Genomic DNA, 21,649 nt, shown 5'->3' with positions numbered 1-21,649 from the left:
GGGCATGACGCGTGCGCGCGCATGCCCGTGTCAGCGTCAGTAGGTCGCGCGGCCGCCGGAGAGATCGAACACCGAAGCAGTGCTGAACGCGCAGTCTTCCGATGACAGCCACAAGATCAGCGAGGCCGCCTCTTCGGGCAACAGGAAGCGATTCATGGGAATCTTCGAGAGCATGTAGTCGATATGCTGCTGCGCCATCGAGTCGAAAATTTCGGTCTTGGCCGCCGCGGGGGTCACAGCGTTGACGAGGATGTTCTTGGTGGCCAGCTCTTTGCCGAGCGACTTGGTGAGGCCAATCAGGCCGGCTTTCGACGCGCTGTAGTGCGAGGCATTCGGATTGCCCTCCTTGCCCGCCACCGACGCAATATTGACGATGCGGCCGTAGCCTTGCTTGAGCATTTGCGGCACGACGGCGCGGCAGGTCAGATACGGGCCGATCAGGTTCACGTCGATCACCCGACGCCAGACGTCGGGTTCCAGTTCCCACGTCGTGCCATTGCCGCCGGTGATGCCGGCGCAGTTGATCAGGACGTCGATGCTGCCGTGGGCAGCGAGAGTTTGGGTGACCGCGTTGGCCACTGACGTTTCATCCGTCAGTTCGACGACCGCCGACGAGACTTTGCCCAATTCGGCGAGTTCGCTCTGGCTGCGTTCGAGGCGCGCCGCGTCGACATCCCAGAGGGCAACCGAAGCGCCCGATTTCAGGGCGCGTTGCGCCACTGCGTAGCCAATGCCGCGCGCACCGCCGGTAATGACGACGGCACGCCCCTCCAGATCGATTCGGTTCATCGCTTTGTCTCGCTTCCGTGACCGGGTTCGTGCTGCGTCCCGGTATGGTTGTGTTGGTGTCAGCCAATATACGGCCTGGCCGATACCTGAACAATTCGAGTATTGGAACGTGCGATAACAAAAGTGAATCGAAACTGGCGCGCGATGAAGACTTGTCTTAACGACGAACGTCAGTTGCCTTGATGACTGCGGCGCGCTCTTCGAAATACAGGGGATCGAGTGGGACCGTCACGTCGAAGAAGGAGGTCTTGCGGCGGCCGGTAACGCCCCAATAGTCGACCTGTCCGCGCTGGCCGATGACGATGACTTCGTGCGCACCGCCCTCCAGATAGGCCGCGACCCGGCGGTCGATGTCGTGGATCCGGTCGCTATCCAGCAGCACTTCGATACACAGGTCGGGGACGAACGGCGCCGGGTCGTCGCGATCGAAACTTTCCCACTTGTCACACGGCATCCACACGACGTCCGGAATCCTGATGCCGAACGATGGCGTCGTGACGGCCACCGACATGGCGGCGAGGTGACCGATCGTTTCGGTCAGGTGGCAGTAGACGTCGGTCAGCACGATCTGGCGTCTGGCTGACGGGGCGCGATTCATTATGGCTTCGCCCAGTTCGTCCAGTTCATATCCGTAACGGCCGGCGGGCTCTGCTTCGGGAACAAGGCGATGCCATGCAGCGAGAAGTTCGTAACGATCCAAAAGTGCTGGTGTACCCATAGTCGTCTCGCGGGGAAGTCACGTAAGCGTAAACCCTCTGGCAGTGGATTGACAATTGTATGTATTTGCGCGCCGCACAATCCGGGCTATGCTAGTTACGATACAGCAGACGCTCTTTCGCATTATCGGCGCGGCGCCTGGTGGCGCCCCCGCCCCGTGTTACAGACCATTACGCCGCACGCTTCATCTCTTTGACGAGACTTATTGTGCATTGCAACAAACCACTCCGCGTAGTCGTGCAATGCGCGCCACATAATCTGATGCATCAGGATGTCAGCCTGAGTGCTGCGCCCCAGCAGGAGACCAACATGAAACTTGACGACGCCACTTTCCGCCGATTGCGCCGTCTCGCTCCGGTTCTCGACGACGTGCTCAACGCGGGAGAAGTCGAGCAGGCCGACCAGGCCATGGACCTGGCCGCGCTGGCTCAGTTATGCTCCCAACTGGTCGACACCTATCACGACCAGCACCCGCTCGAGATTGCCAAGGCTCGCGCCGAAGCCCGCGAGTCGCAGTAGCGCATAGACCTGCGGACTGGCGGGCGGCACCTTTCCTGTCCTTCGAAGAGGGTGAATTGCCACTACACGCAGCCAGTATCAAACGTGCCGTCCTGATTTCTTTCCTGCTCTGCAGCGCAAGCTCATGGGCCAGCGACATCCAGTGTGAGAGCACGCGGCAACCGGCCCAGCGGGTCATTTGCGACCACGCAATCCTGAATCACGAGTACGACAATATCTATGAGCAGCAGCAGAAGCTGCTTCAGACAGGCAAGCTGACGACAGCCGCCCTCGCTGCCTGGCAACATCAGCGTGACGCCTGTATTGACGTGCACTGTATCGACGTTGTGTTCGCTCAATGGAGCAGCGTCGAAAAGAATCCTGGGAACGGGCCGGCCGCGCCGGTCGCCACCATACCCGAAGCGCTGGGTCTCACCGCATCTCAAGCGCTGGGTGTCACCGCATCGGAAGCGCTTGGGAGCCCGCCGGCTTCACCCGCTACTTCCGCCGCTTCTTTGGCCGCTGCAGAGGCAAGTCAGCAAGCGTCGAGCGTGCCGGTCGCGCGGCAAGGAAGCGCCTATGGCATCGCGCTGCCTCAGCCGGTCGCTTCAGCGGCGTCCGCGCCGGCTCCGGTCAGTGAGGCATCCGCGGCTACGGGCAACTCGGGCACTTCGGGCAACGCCGGCAGCGGCTCATCGAATCCGTTATTTGTCGCGCTTGGCGTGTTACTGCTCATCGCGGCTTGTGGCGTTGGCGCAATCGTGATGTCGCAAAGAAAGCGCCGGGGATAAGTTCGCCGCCATGGCGCGCGCGCTCAAACGGCTGACTTCGCCTGGTTGCGTCCCGCTGACTTCGCCGCATAGAGCTGCGCATCGGCTGCGGCCATCAACGCCGACGCGCTGTCGCCCTGCCCTGAGTCCCAGTTGTCACCGCTCACGCGTAGGGTTGCCCCCTCGCCAGCACGTCCCAGCGAGGGCCGCGGTTTGCAGCTACTATCCTGATGACGGTCGCCCTCCTGCGAGCCTTCAGCAAGTGCCCGCGCTGGCGGGCCTCGCAAGGACTGCCCGGACTTGACGGGCACCCACCGGGTCGCCGCGCTTGAGCGCCAGCCGCAGTACACGCGTCATTCCGGAGACACCGGACACCCGCAAGGAATCATGTCGACGACCGGCCCGGATTTACCCACTCTGCTCCCGGCTCTGCTGCCGCGGTTGTGGGCCTTTGCCTTGCGCATTTCGGGCGATCGGCACGACGCCGAAGACCTGGTGCAACGCGCGTGCGTGCGCGCGCTCGAACGTGCGCATCAGTTGCAGCCGGGCACCTCGGCCTTGAGCTGGATGTTTGCCATTGTGCATTCCACCTGGATCAACGAACTGCGCGCCCGCAGCCGGCGCAACCGCGCAAGCACGGAGTGGGACGACGACATGCTGGAAACCGTCGCCGATCCGGCCATGCGTACGCCCGAGGAAAATGCCATCAATAACCAGATTGTCAGCGCCGTGGGCCGGCTGCCGGAAGCGCAGCGGGCGGTGATGCTGCTGGTTGCCGTCGAAGGCCTCAGCTATGTCGAAGCGGCTGAAGTGCTCGAGGTGCCGATCGGCACCATCATGAGCCGACTGTCGCGCGCGCGCCAGACCATCGGCGCGCTGTTCGGCGTGCGCGTCAATCAAAAAACGAAAGCTGCAGTCGCGAGTAAGGACCCGATCTCATGAAGATGGACTCTATCCTGCTGATGGCCTACGTGGACGGCGAACTGTCCGCCGAGGAACGCCACGAGGTCGAAAAGGAGATCGCCGTGTCGCCGGATGCCGCCGAACTGGTGGCCCAGTTGCAGAGTGCAAGGCTGCCCTACGCCGAAGCCTTCGCGCAGCAAAAATTGCCGCCGGTGCCGGACAGCCTGACCGAGGCCGTCACGGCGATGGCGCGCGCCCACGCGCAACGCACGACAACCTCGGGCGCCAACGACGCCACCATCGCCCGCGACGCGTCCAGCGAGGCCGCCTCGCCCGCCTCGCTCGCCTCGCCCGTGCGCTCACGGCTGCGGATCGCGCCGCAGTGGCTCGTGGTGGCGTTCGTGGCCGGATCGTTCTGCTACGGCGTCGGCATGCGTTTCCTGCCGGGGCTCGGCGTGCGGTCGGCCGGTGTGCCTTCCGCGACGCTGACCGAGGCGAATCCCGACGCTTCGAGCTGGGTCGCGGCGGCAGCGGGCTACCAGCAGCTTTATTCGCGCGAAACGGTGGCGCAGGTGCCGGTCAATGCCGACGTCACGGCGCAAACCGTCGACGAAATCCAGCATCAGGACGGGCTGAATGTGCGGATTCCGGATCTGAGCGCCGACGGACTGACATTCAAACGCGTCCAGCGGTTGCGCTATGACGACAAGCCGCTGGTGCAGATCGTCTATCTGCCGCCGCAAGGCGGCCCGATTGCGCTGTGCGTGATGAAGGAAACGCGCCCCGACGCCGCGCCGGCCGAGCACCGCATCGACAGCATGAATGTGGTCACGTGGCGGCATGCCGATCTCGGCTATGCGCTGATCGGCAAACCGGAAGGGACCGATCTGGCCGCGCTGGCCAAGCATATCTCCAGCAACTCCGTGCAGACGCTGTTTGGCGTGGCGAATGCCGTGATGCTGGCGGCCAATTCCATGTAGAGCATTGGACCGCGCGTGCGCAGGCAGCGCCGTCAACCACTAGCTTGACATGTATATGCCTCGTCAGGTATATAAACACCATGGATTCGACATTTGCCATCATCGCCGAGCCGAACCGCCGCGCCATCCTCAGTCTGCTTGCGTCCGCCGAGCGGTCCGTGGGCGATATCGAGGAGCAGTTGAGCCTGTCCCAGCCGTCGGTTTCAAAACATCTGCGGGTCCTTCGAGAGGCGGGTTTCGTCGAATCGCGCGTCGACGCGCAGCGGCGTCTATACCGCATCAAACCGGAACCGCTGATGGAGATCGACACATGGCTCGCGCCGTTTCGCCAGTTGTGGTCCGGGCATCTCGACGCGCTCGAACGCCACCTTGACCGGATGGATCCGCTACCGCAAGCAAAGGGAAAGAAACCATGAGCAATCGCGACGAATATAGGGCAGGCCCTGCCGCCGGCGCCGAAGTCCACAAGGACGGCGACCGGTGGACACTCGTTCTGGTCCGCGAGTTGCGTCATCCTCCGGAAAAGGTGTGGCAAGCGCTGACCGATCCGGTCAGCCTGCGTGAATGGGCCCCGTTCGATGCAGATCGCAGTCTGGCAGCAGTCGGCCCCGTCAGGCTTTCGACGGTGGGCACGCCTACGCCGCAGATCTCGGATACGCAGGTGACGCGCGTCGAAGCACCGCATCTGCTCGAATACCGCTGGGGCGAGAACGACATGCGATGGCAACTGGAGCCGCTCGGCGACGGCACACGTCTCACGCTCTGGCACAACATCGACCGCGCCTTCATCACGATGGGCGCAGCCGGCTGGCATATCTGCCTCGACGTGCTCGAACGGTTCGTTGCGGGTGATCCGATTGGACGTATCGTTGGCGGCGACGCAATGAAATTCGGCTGGCCGCGTTTGAAGGACGAGTACGCGAAGCAATGGGGTCTCTAAACCGCACGACGCGGCAAACGTGGAGACTTTCGAGTGCCGGGCACACGGTAACGCCTGCGGCGAAATCGGTAAGGCGTCCGGAAACTTCAGGAGAACAACATGACACAGTCGGATTCGAACGAGGATCCGCCGGCATCCGGACTGATCGACCAACGCATCGCCGATCTCGCCGACTGGCGCGGCGCAACCTTGAGCAGGATGCGCCAACTCATCAAGGACGCCGATCCGGACGTCATCGAAGAGTGGAAGTGGCGCGGCACGCCGGTCTGGTCGCACGACGGCATTATCTGCACCGGCGAGTCATACAAGGCGGTGGTGAAGTTGACGTTCGCCAAGGGAGCCTCGTTGAAGGACCCGTCGAAGCTCTTCAACTCGAGCCTCGACGGGAACACCCGACGCGCCATCGACATACATGAAGGCGAGGAAGTGGATGCCGCAAAATTCAAGGCACTCATTCGTGCCGCGATCGCCCTGAATACCTCCACTGCGGCGGCCAGGCCCAAGCGTCCGAAAAAGCCCGCTTAGGCAGGCGTCGCCGTAGCGTTGATCACTCCAGCACGATCTGCACCTTCACGTCCGTGGGCTTGCCGCTTGCCGCTTCTTCGAAGGCCTGGATGCCGTCCGCGAACGGGAACGTGCGTGAGATGAACGGCTTGATATCGAGCCGGCCCGAGGCGATCAACTGGATGGCGCGCGGGAACATGTTGGCGTAGCGGAACACCGATTCGATCCGCACTTCCTTGATCTGTACGGCCACGATATCGATCGGTACCGCCTTTTGCGGCATGCCGACGAGCACGAGACAACCGCCCGGACACAGCAGATCGACGATCCCTTCGAAGGCCTTCTCGTTGCCGCTGGCTTCGAAGACCACGTTTGCGCCCCACCCTTCGGTGAGTTCAGCGACCACGTCCTTCGGTTTCCGGTCGCGGATATTGACCGCCGTCACGCCCTGCACACTGCCGATCAGTTCGAGCTTCTCAGGCACCAGATCGCACACGATAGCGCGGCTGCAGCCGCCGGCGAGCGCCGCCAGCGCGCACATCATGCCGATCGTCCCCGCGCCCAGAATAACGGCCACGTCCCCCGGTTTTATCTTCGCCTTGGTGGCGGCCTGCATGCCGATGGCCAACGGCTCGACGATCGCGCCCTCGGCGAAACTGACGTTGTCCGGCAGCTTGAACGTGAACGCGGCGGGATGCACCACGAACGGCGTCAGGCAGCCGTGCACGGGCGGCGTCGCCCAGAAACGCACGCTCGGGTCGAGGTTATACATGCCTTCACGTGACGCCCGTGATGCCATGTCCGGCACGCCCGGTTCCATGCAGACGCGATCGCCCACCTTGAGGTGCGTGACTTCATCGCCGGTCTGGATCACGGTGCCGGCGGCTTCGTGACCGAGCACCATCGGTTCGTTGACGACGAACGGCCCGATGCGGCCATGCTGATAATAATGAATGTCGCTGCCGCAAATGCCAACTGTATTGATGCGAATACGCACATCACGCGGACCGACGACCTGCGGCAAGGTAAACGGCCGCAAGCTGATGCGGCGCGCTTCTTCGAGAACCAGTGCTTCCATGATTGAAGCCCTCTGCAAGGGGGATAAACGGAATGAAAACAGCCGGTTCGAAACGGCTGTGTTCGGCAAGGCTGACGCCGCTCAGGAGAGATGAGTCGTGGCGATTGCGCTCCAGATCATGGCTTCGGATGCGCGCAACCCATTCAGTGTACCTTTGGCCATGACCCGGCGTCGTCTTGCCGCCGCGCGTCTATCGCGGGGCCGAGGCGGGCTGTGAAGCGGGCTGTGAAGCGGGCTGTGAGGCGGCCTCCGAAGCGGCCTTGCTACCCGGCTTGGGCAGGCGCCGCGCGAGGCTTCGGAGCGTCGCGCAGACGAGACGTACGCGCGATTCGTAGTCCTGCGGGTCTCCGGTCCGCAGCGACTGGTACTGGAGCAGCATTGGCTCGGCCCTTTTCCAGCCGTAGTCCCATTCGGTATCGAAGTTGGCCGGGGACGACAGCGAGCGCCTCAGTCTCCCCTTGTAATCCTCAACCTGGGCGGACGTATAGCCGCACAGTTCACGTCCAAGATGCGCACCACGGCCAGCCGACTGAATCCGCTCTGCGACTGCGCCGGGATCTTCGTACGCATTCGCCATATCCATGCAGCACGCAACCAGGCACAGCGCGACGATGCCGCGACCTGTAATGGTCATTGAGAACCTCCACCAGGCAATATATCCGGCGCCGATGCGGAGAAACGGCCGCCTTGCACGGTCTGACATCGCAAGTTTAGAACCGGTAGCCCGCACCCGCAAATATCACATCGGTATCGCGATCGTAACGTGTCACGACGCGGTTCCATTCGAGCCGCGCGTCCCAATGCTGGGTGAAGCGATACGAACCAGCGATCGTGACCAGGCCGGAGAATTTTCCCGCTCCCGGTCCCGGCGATTCGCTGTTCTCGTTTTCGTTGATCGCGTAGTACGCACCGGCGCCAACCGCGAGCGTGACCTTGTCGTTCAGGAACGCACGGGTTGCCCAGAGCTGACTCGTGATGCCGTCCCGCCGCGCCAGCTTGCTGCTGCCTTCATGCAGATAACCGAGCGTCACATCGAGATATTTGGCGAGGCCGCGCCGGTATTCAACGGCGCCGGCCAGCGCCGAGGGTGAGCTCGTCGAATTGACGATGGTTTTGCCAAGGTACGCGGCGACTTCGTTGTTGGTCACCTTCGTCGTGCTGCCGCTTGCCCAGTCACGCGGACCGGGGCCGTCCGGGGCGTCGAGTTGATAGCCGATCCCGAGCAGGACGCTGGTCGCATCCGGTCCGCGCTGCACATGAATGCGATTGAGCTGCAACTGGGTCACCCAGCGGTTCGATGCGTAATACGCGGCACGTACGCTGTAGACTACGCCCCAGCCGTGGGTATCGGAATAACTGCCGCCCTGCTGCTCAGTCGTCGTGTCGAAATAGCGATATGGACCGATCCCCGCCTGCACGATAAATTTAGGATTCCCTACGGGAATACGCCCCCAGAGCTGCAGCAGCTGGCCATCGCGATGATGATTGGGGATATGCCCTTCGTTCAGCCACGAGAAGCTGCCCGCGAAATATTGTCCCAGGCCCTCCTGATAATTGAAAGCCCAGCTGTAGGTATTGGTATCGCCCGCCCTCGAACCCCCGCCGAACAGCGAAAACTCCTGGGCTTCGGCCCTCGGCGAACCGAGCAGGCCGCCTGCGATCAGCGCAATGCCCAGCAAGACGCTGCAAACCGGCCGCGCGGAGAATCCCTCCACGACGGCCTGTTTTGGCCTGGGTGCGTCCGCTGGCGCGTCGGACAGGACATCACGGACATGCCGAAACACCTCTTCACGCGCCTCGCGTGCGAAGCGCTGCTTTTCCACCAGTTTTAGCTTGCGGGAACGGTCCGCACCGACGACCGCGTAGTAGCGTTCGGCATGCAGACGTTTGAAGCGCGCATAAAAGTCCGGTCCGGGCAGGCCGGAGTCGGTACACAGAAGCGCGCCATAATCTGCAAGCTGGGGCTCGCAGATCGACGATGTCGCCTTCTCCAATGCCTTGTACCGTTTGACCAGAGGGAGATCCGGTGGAAAGATTGCGTGGAAGCTGCCGTACGGAACGAGCTTCCTGCGCCGCGCTGCCCGCACGAGCAGTTGAGCAATCCGCGCCTCGAGTTCGATATCCATCTTCAGTCCTTATCATGACAGCGAGTGCGAGCAGGAGCGCGCTATCGCGCGGGGCCAGGACCTAGCCGGCGCATTGTTTTTCCGAATCCGTGTGCGGCTTCGGTGTTCGCCATTTCACGAGCGGCGTCCGGCGCCTCGCGCCGGCACACGAGCCGTTCAGTCAACTCGCATGCCGGCGTTGGAATCCAGCGCTTACCGCGGCGCCGCAACCACCACGTACTGCACCGTCGGGCCCACGTATTGCGGCTGGTACCAGTTCGGTCCGCACTGCTGATACAGCACGCCGGCCACCATCACGCTGCTGCAGCTCGGCGGCAGCGCCGCGACGGTCGTCCCCACCACGATTGCAGTTGTCACGCCCACGGCCACGCCGACTGCGACAGGATCGACATACCATCCGTCGTCGTGGTGATGGTGATCGTGATCGTCGTCGTGGTGCCCGTTGTCATGGTGACCGTCGTCGTGATGCCCGTCGTCGTGGTGGTCGTTGCCGCCGTTGTTGTTACCGCCGTGCGAGTTCTGGCCGCCTCCGTTGTTGCCGTTGTTGCCGCCGTTGTTGTTACCGCCGCCGTGCGAGTTCTGTCCGCCACCGCCTCCGCCACTGTTGCTGCTGTTGCCGCCGCCGTTGTTGTTGCCACCGTGCGAATTCTGTCCGCCTCCTCCGCCACCGTTGCTACCGCCGCCATTGCTGTTACCGACGTGCGAGTTCTGCCCGCCGCCACCGCCGCCGCCATTGCCGTGTGAGTTCGAGCCACCGCCCCCACCGCCTCCACCGCCTCCATTGGACGGCTGGCCTCCGCCGCGCGAAGTCTGGCCGCCGGCGTGCGAACCGCCTGCGCCTCCCTGAAACCCGCCGGCTCCACCGCCTTGGAACCCCCCGCCTCCGCCTCCACCGCCGCCCTGGAAGCCGCCACCTCCGCCGCCGCCCTGGAAGCCACCTCCGCCCCCGCCGCCACCGTGAAATCCACCGCCTCCACCGCCTGCTCCCCCACCCCCGCCGTGGAAACCTCCACCGCCTCCATGGACACTCGTACGCGCTCCGCCACGAATTCCGAAGGCGAAGGTGGTGACCGAAGTCGCCGAAAACGTAAGAGCGAGCGCAATAGCCGTCAGTCGCATCAGTGGTCTCATTGCGCGTCTCCCTGTTGGTCGTCGCCCGTTACGGCTGGCGGGCGCATCGGAATTTCGTGCGCGCCTGGGCCGGGATGAAACTCGAAGGTGGCGGCGTTGAACGTGGGATTCAGCGTCCATTGGTAATTGACCGCGTGCTGCGGCCGCGACGGCTGCGTGGTATCGGTGACGACGAACCGGCACGGCAATGGCCGCGAACCGCTCTGGACCCAGAGCTCCCAATCGAGGCCCGGCTGTTGATACGCATAGTGGTTGCACCACTTGCCGTCGACTCGATCGAGCCCGATAAACAGCGCGCTCGTCAGGGCCTTTTCGTCATCGGATTGCTCGCCCCAGTAGAACAGGTCGACGAGCGGCAACTGGACTCCGTATTTCTCATCCGCGTCGGCAATCAGCTGGCGGATGGTGGGTGGCGCCGGTACGCGGGTGTAGTAGTGATGCGTGTCGTTGAACAGCACGAGGGTGTGGCCGTCGTAGATCAGGCCTTTCGGCGCACGGCTCCCGGTGACCACGACCCTGACCTTGTTCGGACGCTGCACCGACATCTCCGTGCGATGCAGAAAGCCGACGTTCTGCCCGGTGGTCAGGACGGCGTCGGTCACGCTGTCCGCCTGGATACGGAAGTCCTTTAGCGTACGCAGGTAATTGCCGACCTTGTTCAGGGCGTCGACAGCCTGAGGTTGCATCTCTGCTTGCGTTTGCGCGGGTTCGTCGCTGCCGGACGCCGGAGCTTGGCCAAGTGCGACAGACGCCCCCGTCATGGCCGCCAGCGCGCAGCCCAGCAGGACGAAGCGCCTGCCCCGCAAGGCGCTTTCGCCGCCCTGATGCGAAATAAACAGGTTCACTATGCTCTCCTAAATCACTGAAACGTTGCGCGAATTGGGCATTGACCTGCTTTTGCATTCATGAAGCTGAATAATCACGTCCAGAAGGGACAAGACGATGCGGATTTCGCGCGGCAATCGCGATTCCGCACGTCGAACGATTTACGCTAAAAATCAAGAACCCCTGTTTTACTCAGCGGATGACAGTCGACAGAATGCGACGGGGCAGAGTTATTCTTGAAATAATCGAATAGCCCGGGATCATTTTCGTATTAATCCAATATAAACCGGCAAAAAGGGCTATATAACCCCGCTCGAATAGACGCAGAAGGGCTTGCGATGAAGTGTGTGCAGAATAGATGTCTGCGCTAATCTTCAGAATGTAAGGAATATGACTGGATGCTAGCAAACGTTTTAGCGAACATCAAGCATCAACGCGGTGATGCCAAAAATCGTAATGATGAGGACGATTGTTTCAATAAAGGATTCCGGCAACCTTCACATTGATAGCTCATAGCAATAGAGCATTAAACCTCACACGCAGTTATTTTCACCCTGTCTCAACACATTCAATTAAAAATCATTTATTAGTAGTGAGATCCGGGTCGCGTGGCTCTGTTCTTTCCACGACGGGCGGCGCCCCCACTGTTTGCCCCGGACTTTGACGGACGGCCTATCCATGCGCTCCCGAATCGAAGAGCTTCCGACTGTTGCACGGCGCCTGAACGCAGCGCAGATGCTGCTCGCCGGCTCGTCGGTGAGCGCGGTGGCCGCGGCCCTGAACCTGTCCACGGCCACGGTCAAACGCTACAAAGCCATTCTGGACGACGGCGGTCTCGACGCGCTGAGGAAAATGAGTGTCGGCGGCCGGGCGTCCGCGCTCGACGCCGCGGCGCTGGAATGGATCGCGGCCGCCTTGCGTGGTTCCGCGCAAGCACACGGCTTTCCGAGCGATGCATGGACCAACGCGCGCTTGCGCGAGGTGATCGGCGCAAAGTTCGGGGTGCAGTATTCGCGGGTCTATACGTGGCAGATTGCGACGAATCTGGGTCTCGGCCATCGGCTCTCCAAATCGAGCCGATGAGCAAAAGCCGATAAGCGAGCCGATGAACGAGCCCAATGCCCCGCGACCCTCTCCTCAGGAACGCCAGACCTCCTTCAGTCTGCCAAATTCGGCAGGCCGCGTGTAGGACCGATACAGTTCGCCGACCGTGCCAAAAGCCAGCGCCGGCTTGAGGGTCGCGCCGGGCAGCGCCTGCGTGATCCAGTCGTAGGCGTTCATATCCCGTTGCTCGGCATGCACGGCATGCGTCAACGCAATGAGCGCCTTGTCGGCCGAATGATTTCCGAGGTCGACGAAGCAACTCTCGAAAGGGTGTTTCGCGGCAATCATGGGGCGCAATTCGGGGACTCGGGTACTCACATCGATCTCCTGCACAGGTTGTCCCTTTCCGTGTACCAGATCCATGTGACAACGCGTCGAATAACCCGCAGGAATTCGCGGGTGTTCTGCAGACGTCGCCCGGCTGGACGGTCGCCATAACGATGCTGGTGAAAAAACCTGCAGAGAAACGCGGGCCGCCATTGCAAAAAAATGGCCCCGTCATCTTGCGACGACAGGGCCGAATCCCATGTCAAGGAGTAGTCATGGAGGAGACCAGCCGATCTTAGCCGCACACGCGCCACGCCTCCAACCAACCGTTTTCGCTTTGCTTATCCCTGTCCGCGTCAGGTGCATTGCACCGCCGTTCTGCATGGAAAACCCGCCCGGCGTATAACGTTAGAAGGAAAAGTCGCTTCGTCCCGTTGCCATCGGTCACTAAGATGGCGGTTCGAGCCCAGATTGTGCCGGCGGGCCTGCGCGCAGCCCGTGCGCGGCCCCCGGCAGCCGTAACCGAAGGAGCATTTCGTTGACCAGTTTCGATCATCATCGCCGGCCGCTCGTCATCGGCATTGGCGGCACGACGCGAGCGACGTCGTCGACCGAGCGTGCCCTCGGTTTTGCACTGCGCGGCGCAGAAGCCGCCGGTGCGCGCACTCGCCTGTTCGGCGGCACGTTTCTGCATAGCCTGCCGCATTACGCGCCCGAAGATCCGCAACGGACCGCCGCGCAACTCGAACTGATCGAAGCCGTGCGCGAGGCCGACGCGCTGATCATCGCCACGCCTGGTTATCACGGCGGCGTATCCGGCCTCGTGAAAAACGCGCTCGATACGCTGGAAGAGTTACGTGCCGATGAACGCCCCTACCTCGATGGCCGCGCGGTCGGCTGTATCGTCACGGCGTACGGCTGGCAGGCTGCCGGTTCCGTGCTGACGTCGCTGCGCTCGATTGTCCACGCCTTGCGCGGCTGGCCCACGCCGTTTGGCGCCGGCATCAATACGCTCGAAACGCGTTTCGAATCCATCGATAGCTGCTCCGACCCGAAAGTGGTCGATCAGCTTGCCACAGTCGGCCAGCAGGCCGCGCAGTTCGCGCTCGCGTTCAGCGCACACCTCACGCCGAGCCATCTGGGCACAGCCCCCGAAGCACGCAAAGCCAACGTGCTGACGCTTGCCAACTGAGCGCGTAAAAACGACAGTGTCCGCCGTGCCACATGACGGCGGCACACAGCGTGTGCCAAGCAACAGACTGGCTAGGCAGCGCACTCGATACTGATCTCAACGCATCCGGGGCCGCCTCAGCCGAATCCGCGAAGACCGTTCCAGGTCCGCCGTGATTTGCTTGCGACGAATGATTGGTTCACTCGCGAGGCCGCCCGGCCTACGCTTGTTCCTGCCCGCCCACCATCCGGTCGGCACTATGCGTCCAGCTTCATTTGCAACGCATGCGGGCAGAACCATCGTCATGAACATGAATCGACAAGCTATCCAATACAAAGGTTACGAAGTTGCCCCGGTCGCACAGCAACTGCCCAATGGGCTGTTTGCAGCGAATCTCACCATCGGCAAAGCCACTGCAGACCCGAGCCGCGCTTACTCGTTCGACGCGCTCGACTATTTCTTCGACGCGGAACATGCAGTGGCCTACGCGTTTCGCTGGGGACGCATGTGGGTCGACAGCCATCAGTGATGACGCGATTTAAGCGGCTGTGACAGAATAGGCGGCACGTCCCGCCTGGTGTGCTTCACGAAACTACGCATCCCCTGACCGGGCACACCAGGAGATCTCACGCATGACATGGACTGTCGACGAACAGTTAGCCTTGACGGCCACGCAAGCCGTAGCTGCAATCCAGACTGGCCAGCTCAAAGCCACGGACTATATCGCCACGTTACTGGCGCGCGCCGCAGCACTGGCCACCCTCAACGCCTTGACCGCGCTCAACATGGAAGGCGCGCTCGCCGCCGCCCAACGGCTCGACGCGGCGAGCCCTGAAGCGCGCGCGGCATTGCCGCTGGCGGGCTTGCCGATCGTCGTGAAAGACAACATCAATACACAGGGTCTCATGACCTCGGCGGGCACGCCTGCGCTGGAAAGCTTCGTACCTCCCGACAATGCGCCCACTGTGCAACGCCTGCTCGACGCCGGCGCCATTGTGCTCGGCAAGGCCAACATGCACGAACTGGCCGCGGGCATTACCAGCACCAACTTTGCCACGCACGCCGGACCCGTTCGCAATCCGTACGATCCGGGCTTGATTCCAGGCGGCTCGTCGGGCGGCACCGCGGTTGCCATCGCCGCGCGTATCGTGCCGGCGGGTCTCGGCACCGACACCGCGGGGTCCATCCGCATTCCGGCCGCCTTGACGGGCACGGCCGGTTTGCGGCCGTCGGTCGGCGACGGGGGAGCGGAACGCCGCTACCACGATCCGAACGCCGTGGTGCCGCTCAGCCATACCCGCGATACCGTGGGGCCGATGGCGCGCAGCGTCGCCGACATCGCGCTACTGGATGCGGTCGTGACGGGCGCCGGGCCGCTGCCGGAGGTCGCGCTGAACGGCTTGCGCGTCGGCCTGCCTGCTCCGCTATGGGAAGGCCTGGAATACGCGCTAGAAGACGTCGTACGCGCCGCGTTACCGCAACTGGAGGCGGCAGGTGTCACCTTCGTGGACGTCGAGATGGACGGATTGCTGGATCTGAGCGACCCGATTGCCTCCGCAGTCGCGATCCACGAGGCGCACGACGACGTGCCCGCGTGGCTGGTGGCCAACCATGCACCGGTCAAGACCCTCGCAGAGGTGGCTGCGCGCATCGCGAGCCCCGATGTGCGCAGCATTTACGATGTGATCCTCGCGGACCCGCTGGCCCAGCAGTACCAGACTGCGCTCACCGTCTGGCGGCCACAGCTTCAGGCGTTGTATGCGCAGACCTTTGCCACGCATCGCCTCGATGCGTTGCTGTTCCCCACCACGCGCCTTGCCGCGGTGCCGATCGACGATCTGGCTGGCTCGTCGGCGGTGTCGATCAACGGCAATGCGCCCATCGATGAAATGAGCGCCTATCTGCGCAACACCGATCCTGGCAGCAACGCCGGCATTCCCGGCTTGTCGCTGCCAGCCGGTCTGACGACGGAAGGCTTGCCGGTTGGCCTCGAACTCGACGGCCCGCTCGGCAGCGACCGGCGCTTGCTGGCGATAGGCGTGGCGTTTGAACAGGTGCTCGGCGCATTGCCGGCGCCCACGCTTTGATGAGCGCGCGTCATCGCATGGGCCGCGTGGCCGCTCTCATCGTCGTCGCAGTCGCTGCGAGCAGTTGTGCCGTGGTCGAAGCGGCCGATCCCGACGCGCTATGGAAGATCGTCGGCGGACAGTGTGTGCCCGAAGCGCGCGCAATGGGACGGCCAGGTCAATGCACGAGTGTGAATCTCGCGGAGCATTATGCGATCCTGAAAGACATCTTCGGGAGTACGCAGCACCTGCTGATTCCGACTGAGCGTGTCACCGGCATCGAAAGCCCGAGCATACTGGATGCCGATGCGCCCAATTACTGGGCGGATGGCTGGGCCTCGCGCAAGGTCGTGGAAGCATCGCTGAAACAGCCGCTTTCCGCCGGTCAGTTTGGACTCGAAATCAATTCGAAATTCCGCCGCTCGCAGCAGCAACTGCATATTCATATGGACTGCATGCAGATGACCATCATCGCTGCGCTCGCCCCCTACCGCCACCTTCCCCCGAACCACTGGCATTGGGCAACGATCGGCGGCGCGCGTTACCGCATCATGCGCGTCACGAGCCTGTCGCAGCAGGACGACCCATTCCGGCTCGTCGCGCGCGATCATCCGGACCCACAAGCCATGGCGACGCAGACGATCCTCGTGACCGGCGCCGGTCCTTCCGTCGATCAGGAGGGCTGGCTCGTGCTCAATAGCGGCCTCGATGTCGAAAACGGTAGCGGCACCGCAGAAGGCCTGCTCGATCACGCCTGCCGGTTGGCCGACACGCAGTAGCGCCCGCTACGCCCCGTCACCCGGGGTTAAGCGCATTTTTGCAGATGCTTTGCGCAATAAAATGGTTCGTCGTGGACAGCACGCCCCGTAGGATCGGCTTTAACGCGTCTCCTGACGCCTTTCCGAATCCTGACCCGGCTCTATCTGTCCTGCTGATGGCGATCTATCTCGACGACACGCAACGCAAAGCCCTGGCCCGCCTGAGCGCGAGCTGGACCTGGCGCACCGAGTGGCCGACCTGGGTGTTGATCGTCACGATTTACGCTGGATGGTTCGGCGTTGCAACGCATGCACGCAGTCTCGGTCTGCCGCTCACCACGGGTTTGCTGGCACTGCTAAGCACCTGGTACATGTCCCTGCAGCACGAATTGCTGCACGGCCATCCGACCCGCTCTCGTCTTTTCAACGGATTACTCGGCTTCGCGCCGCTGGCGGTCTGGTTCCCATATGGCATCTATCGTGATTCGCATCTGCGGCACCACGACGATCCTCACCTCACGCGCCCCGAACTCGATCCGGAAAGTTACTTCGTCACCAGCACGACGTGGCGACGCGCCGGTGCCGCGACCCGTGCGTTGCTGATGCTGCGCAACACCTTCGCCGGGCGACTGCTGGTTGGCCCCGCCTTCGCGATTGCTGCGACCCACCTCGATGCCGTGCGCAAGGTCGCCCGAGGCGACTGGCGCGACGTGCCGCTGTGGGTTGCGCATGGCGCGTCGCTGGCCGGGCTGGTGTGGTGGCTGCACAGCGCGTGTGGAATACCAGCGTGGCTGTTTGTCCTCGGCGTGGGTTACGGCGCCCTGTCGCTGGGGTCGGTCCGCTCGTTTCATGAACATCGCGTGGCCGGCGCCGTCGAACACCGTACCGTCCTGAATGAAGCCGCGTGGTTCTGGCGCGTACTGTTCCTCAACAATAATTTTCATTTAGTACACCATGACTTGCCGCATGTGCCGTGGTACGCACTTCGGCAAGTTTATGAAACGTATCGTCAGCAATACGTGGAGCGCTCAGGCGGCTTTGTGGTGAGAGGTTACGGCGAATGGCTGAAGCGTTATGCGTTCGCGCCGGTAGCCAGCCCGGTGCATCGAAATCTGTCCGATGTCGTCCCAAACGATCTGCCTGTTTCCGGCGGCTTTGCGGGTAAATTGCGGGCACACACGCAACGCACCCCTCTAACTTTTCGCCGATAACAGTTCGGCGCGCTTGCGCTGCAGGAACCGGCGCACGGCCGGATCACGCTCAAGTCCAATCGCGAGATCGTACGCATCAAGCGCTTGCGTCCTCACGCCGGCACGCGCGAGCAGATCCGCACGCGCCGCCCAGTACGGCTGGTAGTCCACCAGCCGCGGATCGTTTGCGTACGGCTCGAGCGCGTCGAGTGCGGCCTGCGGACCGTCCCGTTCCGCCAGCGCGATCGCCCGGTTGACCGCCACCACCGGCGACGCAGCAATCGCGAGCAGCGCATCGTAGAGCAGCACGAGCTCGTCCCAGTTCGGACGACGCGTCAGGCAGCGGTGAACGTGCGCCGACTGCAGTGCGGCCTCGAGCTGAAAGCGTCCGATTGCGTTAAATGCGTTAGCACGCCGCAGCAATGCATTGGCTGCGTCGATCATCGGCGTATTCCAAGTCACCGGGTCCTGAGCCGACAGCGGCACGTAGTCGCCGGCCGCATCGCGTCGCGCATCGCGGCGTGCCTGTGCGTACAGCATCAGCGCGAGCAGACCCAGCGTCTCTGGCTCCTCGGGCATCAGTTCGACAAGCAGGTGTGCCAGGAATAACGCTTCTGCGACGAGATCGCGCTGCTCGGTATCGCCGCCGACCGGATCGCTCCAGCCCTGCGCATACACCGCGTAGACGGCTTCCAGCACCGCTGCGAGCCGGCCGGGAAGCTCCTCGCGTTCCGGTACGCTGAATGGGATGCGCGCTTCGCGGATCTTGTTCTTCGCCCGCACGAGGCGCTTGCTCATCGCGGCAGGCGACATCAGGAACGCGGAGGCGATCGTCCTGGCTTCGAGCCCTAGCACCACTTGCAGCATCAGCGGCGTGCGAATCGCGGCCTCGAGCGCAGGGTGCGTGCACGCGAACAGCAGGGCAAGCCGCCGGTCGGGCAACAGACCTGCTTCACGCTCGTCGATCTCGTCGGCGAGGATCGCGAGCTGGTTCGCCACTTCGTCGCCGATACGCCGATGACGCACGCCATCGAGCGCCCGGCGGCGCGCAACCGTCATGAGCCACGCCTCGGGATTCGCGGGGCAGCCTCGCGTGGGCCAGTCCGCGAGGGCGGCCGCAAACGCGTCGGCCAGCGCGTCCTCGGCGGCGGCGACGTCGCGCGTGCGCATCGCCAGCAACGCGACGAGCTTGCCGTAACTGCGGCGAGCGACCGCCTCGGCGGTCGCATGCGCGGCGGCGCCAGCGTCAGGGCCGCCGCCGGAAGGACTCATGCAACAGAAGGCGCGTCGTAGGGGGCCGTCCAGACCGGGCGCACTTCCATGAGGCCGTGCGCCGCGCCGGGACACCGCGACGCCCACGCGATCGCCGCGTCCAGGTTGGGCACGTCGATCAGGTAGTAACCGGCGAGCTGCTCCTTCGAATCGGAATACGGTCCGTCAAGCACCTGCGGCTTGCCGTCGACGAGCCGTACCTTGGTAGCCATGCTCGTGTGTTGCAGCCGGTTGGCGCCCACCAGCACCTCCGCTTTTTTCAGCGATTCGGTGTACGCCTGATACGCGGCGACCCCTTGCTGCCGCTCGCTATCGGTCATCTGGTTCCAGCCGTTTTCTTCCGAATAGATCATCAACAGGTATTGCATTTGAGTCTCCGTCATGAGGTTAAGGCGGTTGGATCGAATTGGGCCGCCATCACAATGACGCTCGGGGCGCGTGCTAACGGACAGGTGACGTTGAATAAATACCGCTTTCCGCACGGATTGGGACCCTGTCGTCGAGGATATCTGGCTTCCAGCGTCCCAACCTCGATCAAAAAATGTTTGAGAAGAAGTGTCCGACGATTCCAGTGATCCCTTTGCCGACCACTCTACGCGCAACCGGTCCATATTGCGCCGCGATCATTCAAGAAAACTAAATGATATCCCCGCATTTTTGGTCTTTCTGTATTCGGAACGGAATTCTATAGTGCGTTCTGAGGGGTCGACGCATTGGGCATCGACCCGCGAAGAAACAGGAGATTGAACATGCACCGCTTGACAGGAAAAGTCGCCATCGTCACTGGAGCCAGCGCAGGCATCGGTCGTGCTGCCGCACGATTGTTCGCCGCAAAGGGCGCAAAAATCGTGGTGGCGGCACGCCGCGAAGCTGAACTCGACGCGCTCGTAGCCGAGATCGCTCGCGACGGCGGGCGGCTGTTTCGCTGGCAGGAGATGTGTAATCCGAAGCATTCGCCAAGGCGCTGGTCGCCCTCGCCGTCAGCCGCTTCGGCCTCTCGACATCGCGTACAACAATGCGGGCACGCTCGGTGAAATGGGTCCGTCCACCGAGGTTTCGGAAGCAGGCTGGTCAGCCACGCTGGCCACCAATCTGACGAGCGCGTTTCTCGGCGCCAAGCATCGGATCCCTGAAATGATCAAGCACGGCGGTGGGTCGATCATCTTCACCTCGACCTTCGTCGGCTACTCGTTCGCGTTCCCGGGGACGGCCGCCTATCCGGCGAGCAAAGCCGGACTGATCGGACTAACGCAAACGCTCGCGGCTGAATATGGCCCGCAAGGCGTGCGTGTCAACGCGATTGTGCCGGGCGCAGTGGACACGGAAATGTATCGCGGTATGAACGATACGGCCGAATCGCAGACATTCGTGACGGTCTGCACGCGCCCAAGCGCGTCGCGAAGCCGGAAGAGCTTGCGCGCTCGGCGCTCTACCTCGCTTCCGACGATTCGTCCTTTGTGACAGGTACGGCTTCACTGGTCGACGGCGGGACCTCGATTACGCGCACATGAGCGTTCGAGGACGGCATCTTCAGGGCTGCAAATCATCGGTGACGCCGCGCGAACGCGCGGTAAGCCCATGCCCGGTTCTTTCGGTGTCTCGTTCGACGCTGCGTCACCGCACCTCAGCGCTCCTGATCGCACCAGCCTGCGTCAGCCACAGCCCGGACCTGCCGTGACGCTGCAAGCATTCGTCGGTACTTCTGCTCCTCCAACCATTGCAGCGATTCCTGCACAACTCCGGCCGGAACGTCGTTGAACGACGCGTTACGAATCAGCGTCTCGCTTGCCGCGATGTCGTTGAACGTCCCCAGCTTGTTCTGCACCGTCGTCAAATCCTTGATCGTGCGATCGTGCCTATCCTTGAGGACAGGCTGAAAAAACTCGAGCAGATACCGCAGCTTCTTGCCGGCCTTTCGAACGTCGTGCAGGTCTTCCTCGTGGGTAGTCTCACTCCGTGCCGCACGCCTGCTTCGCTTTTGCAGCGTGCGCTGTGCCAGGCGAACCCGCTTCCTTGCAAAGGCCCGGATGGGTAGATCGCTGCAACGCGATTGCAGCATGGTTTGCGCGCGAAGCGAGACATCCGTCAAGAACGCCTCGACATCAGCGCTTTGGATCACGGCCTGGCTATCCACCACCGCCTCCGCACGCTTCTGTCGCACGGCTGCTACGAGCGGTTCGATCGATGCGCCGGACTCCTGTGCGGCTTTCAGGAGATCGCCGGCAATGTCCCAGTCACGCGTCCCACCTGCCACCGCGGCGAGACGCCGGAGTTCTTCGGTGGCTTGCGTGGCAACGTCCTCTCCGAGGTAGGGCGAGTAAGCCCAGTAAAGCGCACGAAGCCTTCTGAAGGCGATTCGAAGTTGATGAAATCCCTCGGCATCGCTTTGGGTGGATAACGCTTTCGACCTTTGCAAGGCCTCGGCTATCACCGGCGTCGCCAGCGATGAGAAGGTATCGGCAATGGTGCTCGATTTGGTGAGCGACGAACCGGCCGGCCGCCGGTTGACTTTGAAGCGAGTGTTTGGCCGGGGTAACGGCCAGTCACCATCCAGATCCAT

24 protein-coding genes and 1 pseudogene are annotated in these 21,649 nt (G+C 62.8%); 14 read left to right on the top strand and 11 right to left on the bottom strand.

All coding sequences use genetic code 11. From position 1 onward, the window contains the following. Positions 1–36: 36 nt before the first annotated feature. Positions 37–789: an SDR family NAD(P)-dependent oxidoreductase gene (locus P3T43_RS18140; RefSeq protein WP_429282416.1), complete on the bottom strand. Its 753-nt coding sequence runs from the start codon at positions 787–789 to the stop codon at positions 37–39. Positions 790–946: 157 nt separating this feature from the next. Continuing rightward, positions 947–1,489 (bottom strand): Uma2 family endonuclease, encoded by a 543-nt coding sequence (locus P3T43_RS18135; protein ID WP_429282415.1) that lies wholly within the window; start codon positions 1,487–1,489, stop codon positions 947–949. A gap of 326 nt (positions 1,490–1,815) precedes the next feature. Between P3T43_RS18135 and P3T43_RS18130 the strand changes: the two genes are divergently transcribed. From P3T43_RS18130 to P3T43_RS18100, 7 genes are all read left to right on the top strand, one after another. Further along, positions 1,816–2,025, top strand: coding sequence for a hypothetical protein (locus tag P3T43_RS18130; RefSeq protein WP_429282414.1), 210 nt, complete (start codon positions 1,816–1,818; stop codon positions 2,023–2,025). 56 nt (positions 2,026–2,081) lie between these two features. Next, complete coding sequence (locus P3T43_RS18125; RefSeq protein WP_429282413.1) at positions 2,082–2,795, top strand: hypothetical protein; 714 nt, start codon at positions 2,082–2,084, stop codon at positions 2,793–2,795. Between the two features lie 366 nt (positions 2,796–3,161). Further along, complete coding sequence (locus tag P3T43_RS18120; protein WP_429282504.1) at positions 3,162–3,716, top strand: RNA polymerase sigma factor; 555 nt, start codon at positions 3,162–3,164, stop codon at positions 3,714–3,716. After that, the gene (locus tag P3T43_RS18115; RefSeq protein WP_429282412.1) at positions 3,713–4,657 is read left to right on the top strand and encodes an anti-sigma factor family protein; all 945 of its coding nucleotides are present in this window, start codon (positions 3,713–3,715) and stop codon (positions 4,655–4,657) included. Before P3T43_RS18120 ends, P3T43_RS18115 begins: the two co-directional genes overlap by 4 nt. Before the next feature lie 80 nt (positions 4,658–4,737). Beyond that, entirely contained in the window at positions 4,738–5,073 is a 336-nt protein-coding gene (locus tag P3T43_RS18110; RefSeq protein ID WP_429282411.1) for an ArsR/SmtB family transcription factor, read from the top strand. Then, entirely contained in the window at positions 5,070–5,597 is a 528-nt protein-coding gene (locus P3T43_RS18105; RefSeq protein WP_429282410.1) for an SRPBCC family protein, read from the top strand. Before P3T43_RS18110 ends, P3T43_RS18105 begins: the two co-directional genes overlap by 4 nt. A 99-nt stretch (positions 5,598–5,696) precedes the next feature. Beyond that, positions 5,697–6,122, top strand: a complete 426-nt coding sequence (locus P3T43_RS18100; protein WP_429282409.1) for a DUF1801 domain-containing protein — start codon at positions 5,697–5,699, stop codon at positions 6,120–6,122. Between the two features lie 22 nt (positions 6,123–6,144). Here the strand turns inward: P3T43_RS18100 and P3T43_RS18095 are convergent, their stop codons facing one another. The 5 genes from P3T43_RS18095 to P3T43_RS18075 form a co-directional block, all read right to left on the bottom strand. Next, positions 6,145–7,179, bottom strand: coding sequence for an NAD(P)-dependent alcohol dehydrogenase (locus tag P3T43_RS18095; protein WP_429282408.1), 1,035 nt, complete (start codon positions 7,177–7,179; stop codon positions 6,145–6,147). Positions 7,180–7,369: 190 nt separating this feature from the next. Next, entirely contained in the window at positions 7,370–7,813 is a 444-nt protein-coding gene (locus tag P3T43_RS18090) for a hypothetical protein (protein WP_429282407.1), read from the bottom strand. A 76-nt stretch (positions 7,814–7,889) separates the two neighbouring features. After that, positions 7,890–8,858: a hypothetical protein gene (locus P3T43_RS18085; protein WP_429282503.1), complete on the bottom strand. Its 969-nt coding sequence runs from the start codon at positions 8,856–8,858 to the stop codon at positions 7,890–7,892. Between the two features lie 639 nt (positions 8,859–9,497). Further along, positions 9,498–10,424 (bottom strand): hypothetical protein, encoded by a 927-nt coding sequence (locus P3T43_RS18080; RefSeq protein ID WP_429282406.1) that lies wholly within the window; start codon positions 10,422–10,424, stop codon positions 9,498–9,500. 8 nt (positions 10,425–10,432) lie between these two features. Continuing rightward, a complete protein-coding gene (locus P3T43_RS18075) occupies positions 10,433–11,281 on the bottom strand; it encodes a DUF2092 domain-containing protein (RefSeq protein WP_429282405.1) in 849 nt (282 codons plus the stop codon). A gap of 658 nt (positions 11,282–11,939) precedes the next feature. Here P3T43_RS18075 and P3T43_RS18070 point away from each other — a divergent pair. Further along, positions 11,940–12,344 carry a helix-turn-helix domain-containing protein gene (locus tag P3T43_RS18070; RefSeq protein ID WP_429282404.1) on the top strand — a complete coding sequence of 135 codons (405 nt, stop codon included), beginning with the start codon at positions 11,940–11,942 and terminating at the stop codon, positions 12,342–12,344. A 54-nt stretch (positions 12,345–12,398) separates the two neighbouring features. On the opposite strand, the gene P3T43_RS18065 is transcribed toward P3T43_RS18070, so the two are convergent. Continuing rightward, positions 12,399–12,698 carry a hypothetical protein gene (locus tag P3T43_RS18065; RefSeq protein WP_429282403.1) on the bottom strand — a complete coding sequence of 100 codons (300 nt, stop codon included), beginning with the start codon at positions 12,696–12,698 and terminating at the stop codon, positions 12,399–12,401. 472 nt (positions 12,699–13,170) lie between these two features. Here P3T43_RS18065 and P3T43_RS18060 point away from each other — a divergent pair, with 472 nt between their 5' ends. The 5 genes from P3T43_RS18060 (at position 13,171) to P3T43_RS18040 (ending at position 17,838) form a co-directional block, all read left to right on the top strand. Continuing rightward, entirely contained in the window at positions 13,171–13,824 is a 654-nt protein-coding gene (locus tag P3T43_RS18060; protein WP_429282402.1) for an NADPH-dependent FMN reductase, read from the top strand. A 289-nt stretch (positions 13,825–14,113) separates the two neighbouring features. After that, positions 14,114–14,332 (top strand): transcriptional regulator, encoded by a 219-nt coding sequence (locus P3T43_RS18055; protein ID WP_429282401.1) that lies wholly within the window; start codon positions 14,114–14,116, stop codon positions 14,330–14,332. Between the two features lie 103 nt (positions 14,333–14,435). Continuing rightward, positions 14,436–15,890 carry an indoleacetamide hydrolase gene (gene iaaH / locus P3T43_RS18050; RefSeq protein WP_429282400.1) on the top strand — a complete coding sequence of 485 codons (1,455 nt, stop codon included), beginning with the start codon at positions 14,436–14,438 and terminating at the stop codon, positions 15,888–15,890. After that, positions 15,890–16,648 carry a CDP-diacylglycerol diphosphatase gene (locus tag P3T43_RS18045; RefSeq protein ID WP_429282399.1) on the top strand — a complete coding sequence of 253 codons (759 nt, stop codon included), beginning with the start codon at positions 15,890–15,892 and terminating at the stop codon, positions 16,646–16,648. The genes iaaH and P3T43_RS18045 overlap by 1 nt, the downstream gene beginning before the upstream one ends. 155 nt (positions 16,649–16,803) lie before the next feature. Continuing rightward, positions 16,804–17,838 (top strand): fatty acid desaturase, encoded by a 1,035-nt coding sequence (locus P3T43_RS18040; RefSeq protein WP_429282398.1) that lies wholly within the window; start codon positions 16,804–16,806, stop codon positions 17,836–17,838. On the opposite strand, the gene P3T43_RS18035 is transcribed toward P3T43_RS18040, so the two are convergent. Together P3T43_RS18035 and P3T43_RS18030 are read right to left on the bottom strand one after the other, a co-directional pair. Continuing rightward, the gene (locus P3T43_RS18035; protein WP_429282397.1) at positions 17,821–19,089 is read right to left on the bottom strand and encodes an RNA polymerase sigma factor; all 1,269 of its coding nucleotides are present in this window, start codon (positions 19,087–19,089) and stop codon (positions 17,821–17,823) included. The two genes, P3T43_RS18040 and P3T43_RS18035, sit on opposite strands and share 18 nt — an antisense overlap. Next, positions 19,086–19,457 carry a YciI family protein gene (locus P3T43_RS18030; protein WP_429282396.1) on the bottom strand — a complete coding sequence of 124 codons (372 nt, stop codon included), beginning with the start codon at positions 19,455–19,457 and terminating at the stop codon, positions 19,086–19,088. The genes P3T43_RS18035 and P3T43_RS18030 overlap by 4 nt, the downstream gene beginning before the upstream one ends. Before the next feature lie 381 nt (positions 19,458–19,838). Between P3T43_RS18030 and P3T43_RS18025 the strand changes: the two are divergent. Beyond that, positions 19,839–20,600, top strand: a pseudogene (locus P3T43_RS18025) (SDR family oxidoreductase). A 113-nt stretch (positions 20,601–20,713) separates the two neighbouring features. Here the strand turns inward: P3T43_RS18025 and P3T43_RS18020 are convergent. Next, on the bottom strand, positions 20,714–21,649 hold the full coding sequence (locus tag P3T43_RS18020) for a CHAD domain-containing protein (RefSeq protein ID WP_429282395.1): 936 nt from the start codon (positions 21,647–21,649) through the stop codon (positions 20,714–20,716).

The organism is Paraburkholderia sp. GAS41 (assembly GCF_050436545.1).
Lineage (GTDB): Bacteria > Pseudomonadota > Gammaproteobacteria > Burkholderiales > Burkholderiaceae > Paraburkholderia.
The sequence above is the reverse complement of the archived record's forward strand: the minus strand, read 5'-3'. Positions and strand labels throughout refer to the sequence as shown.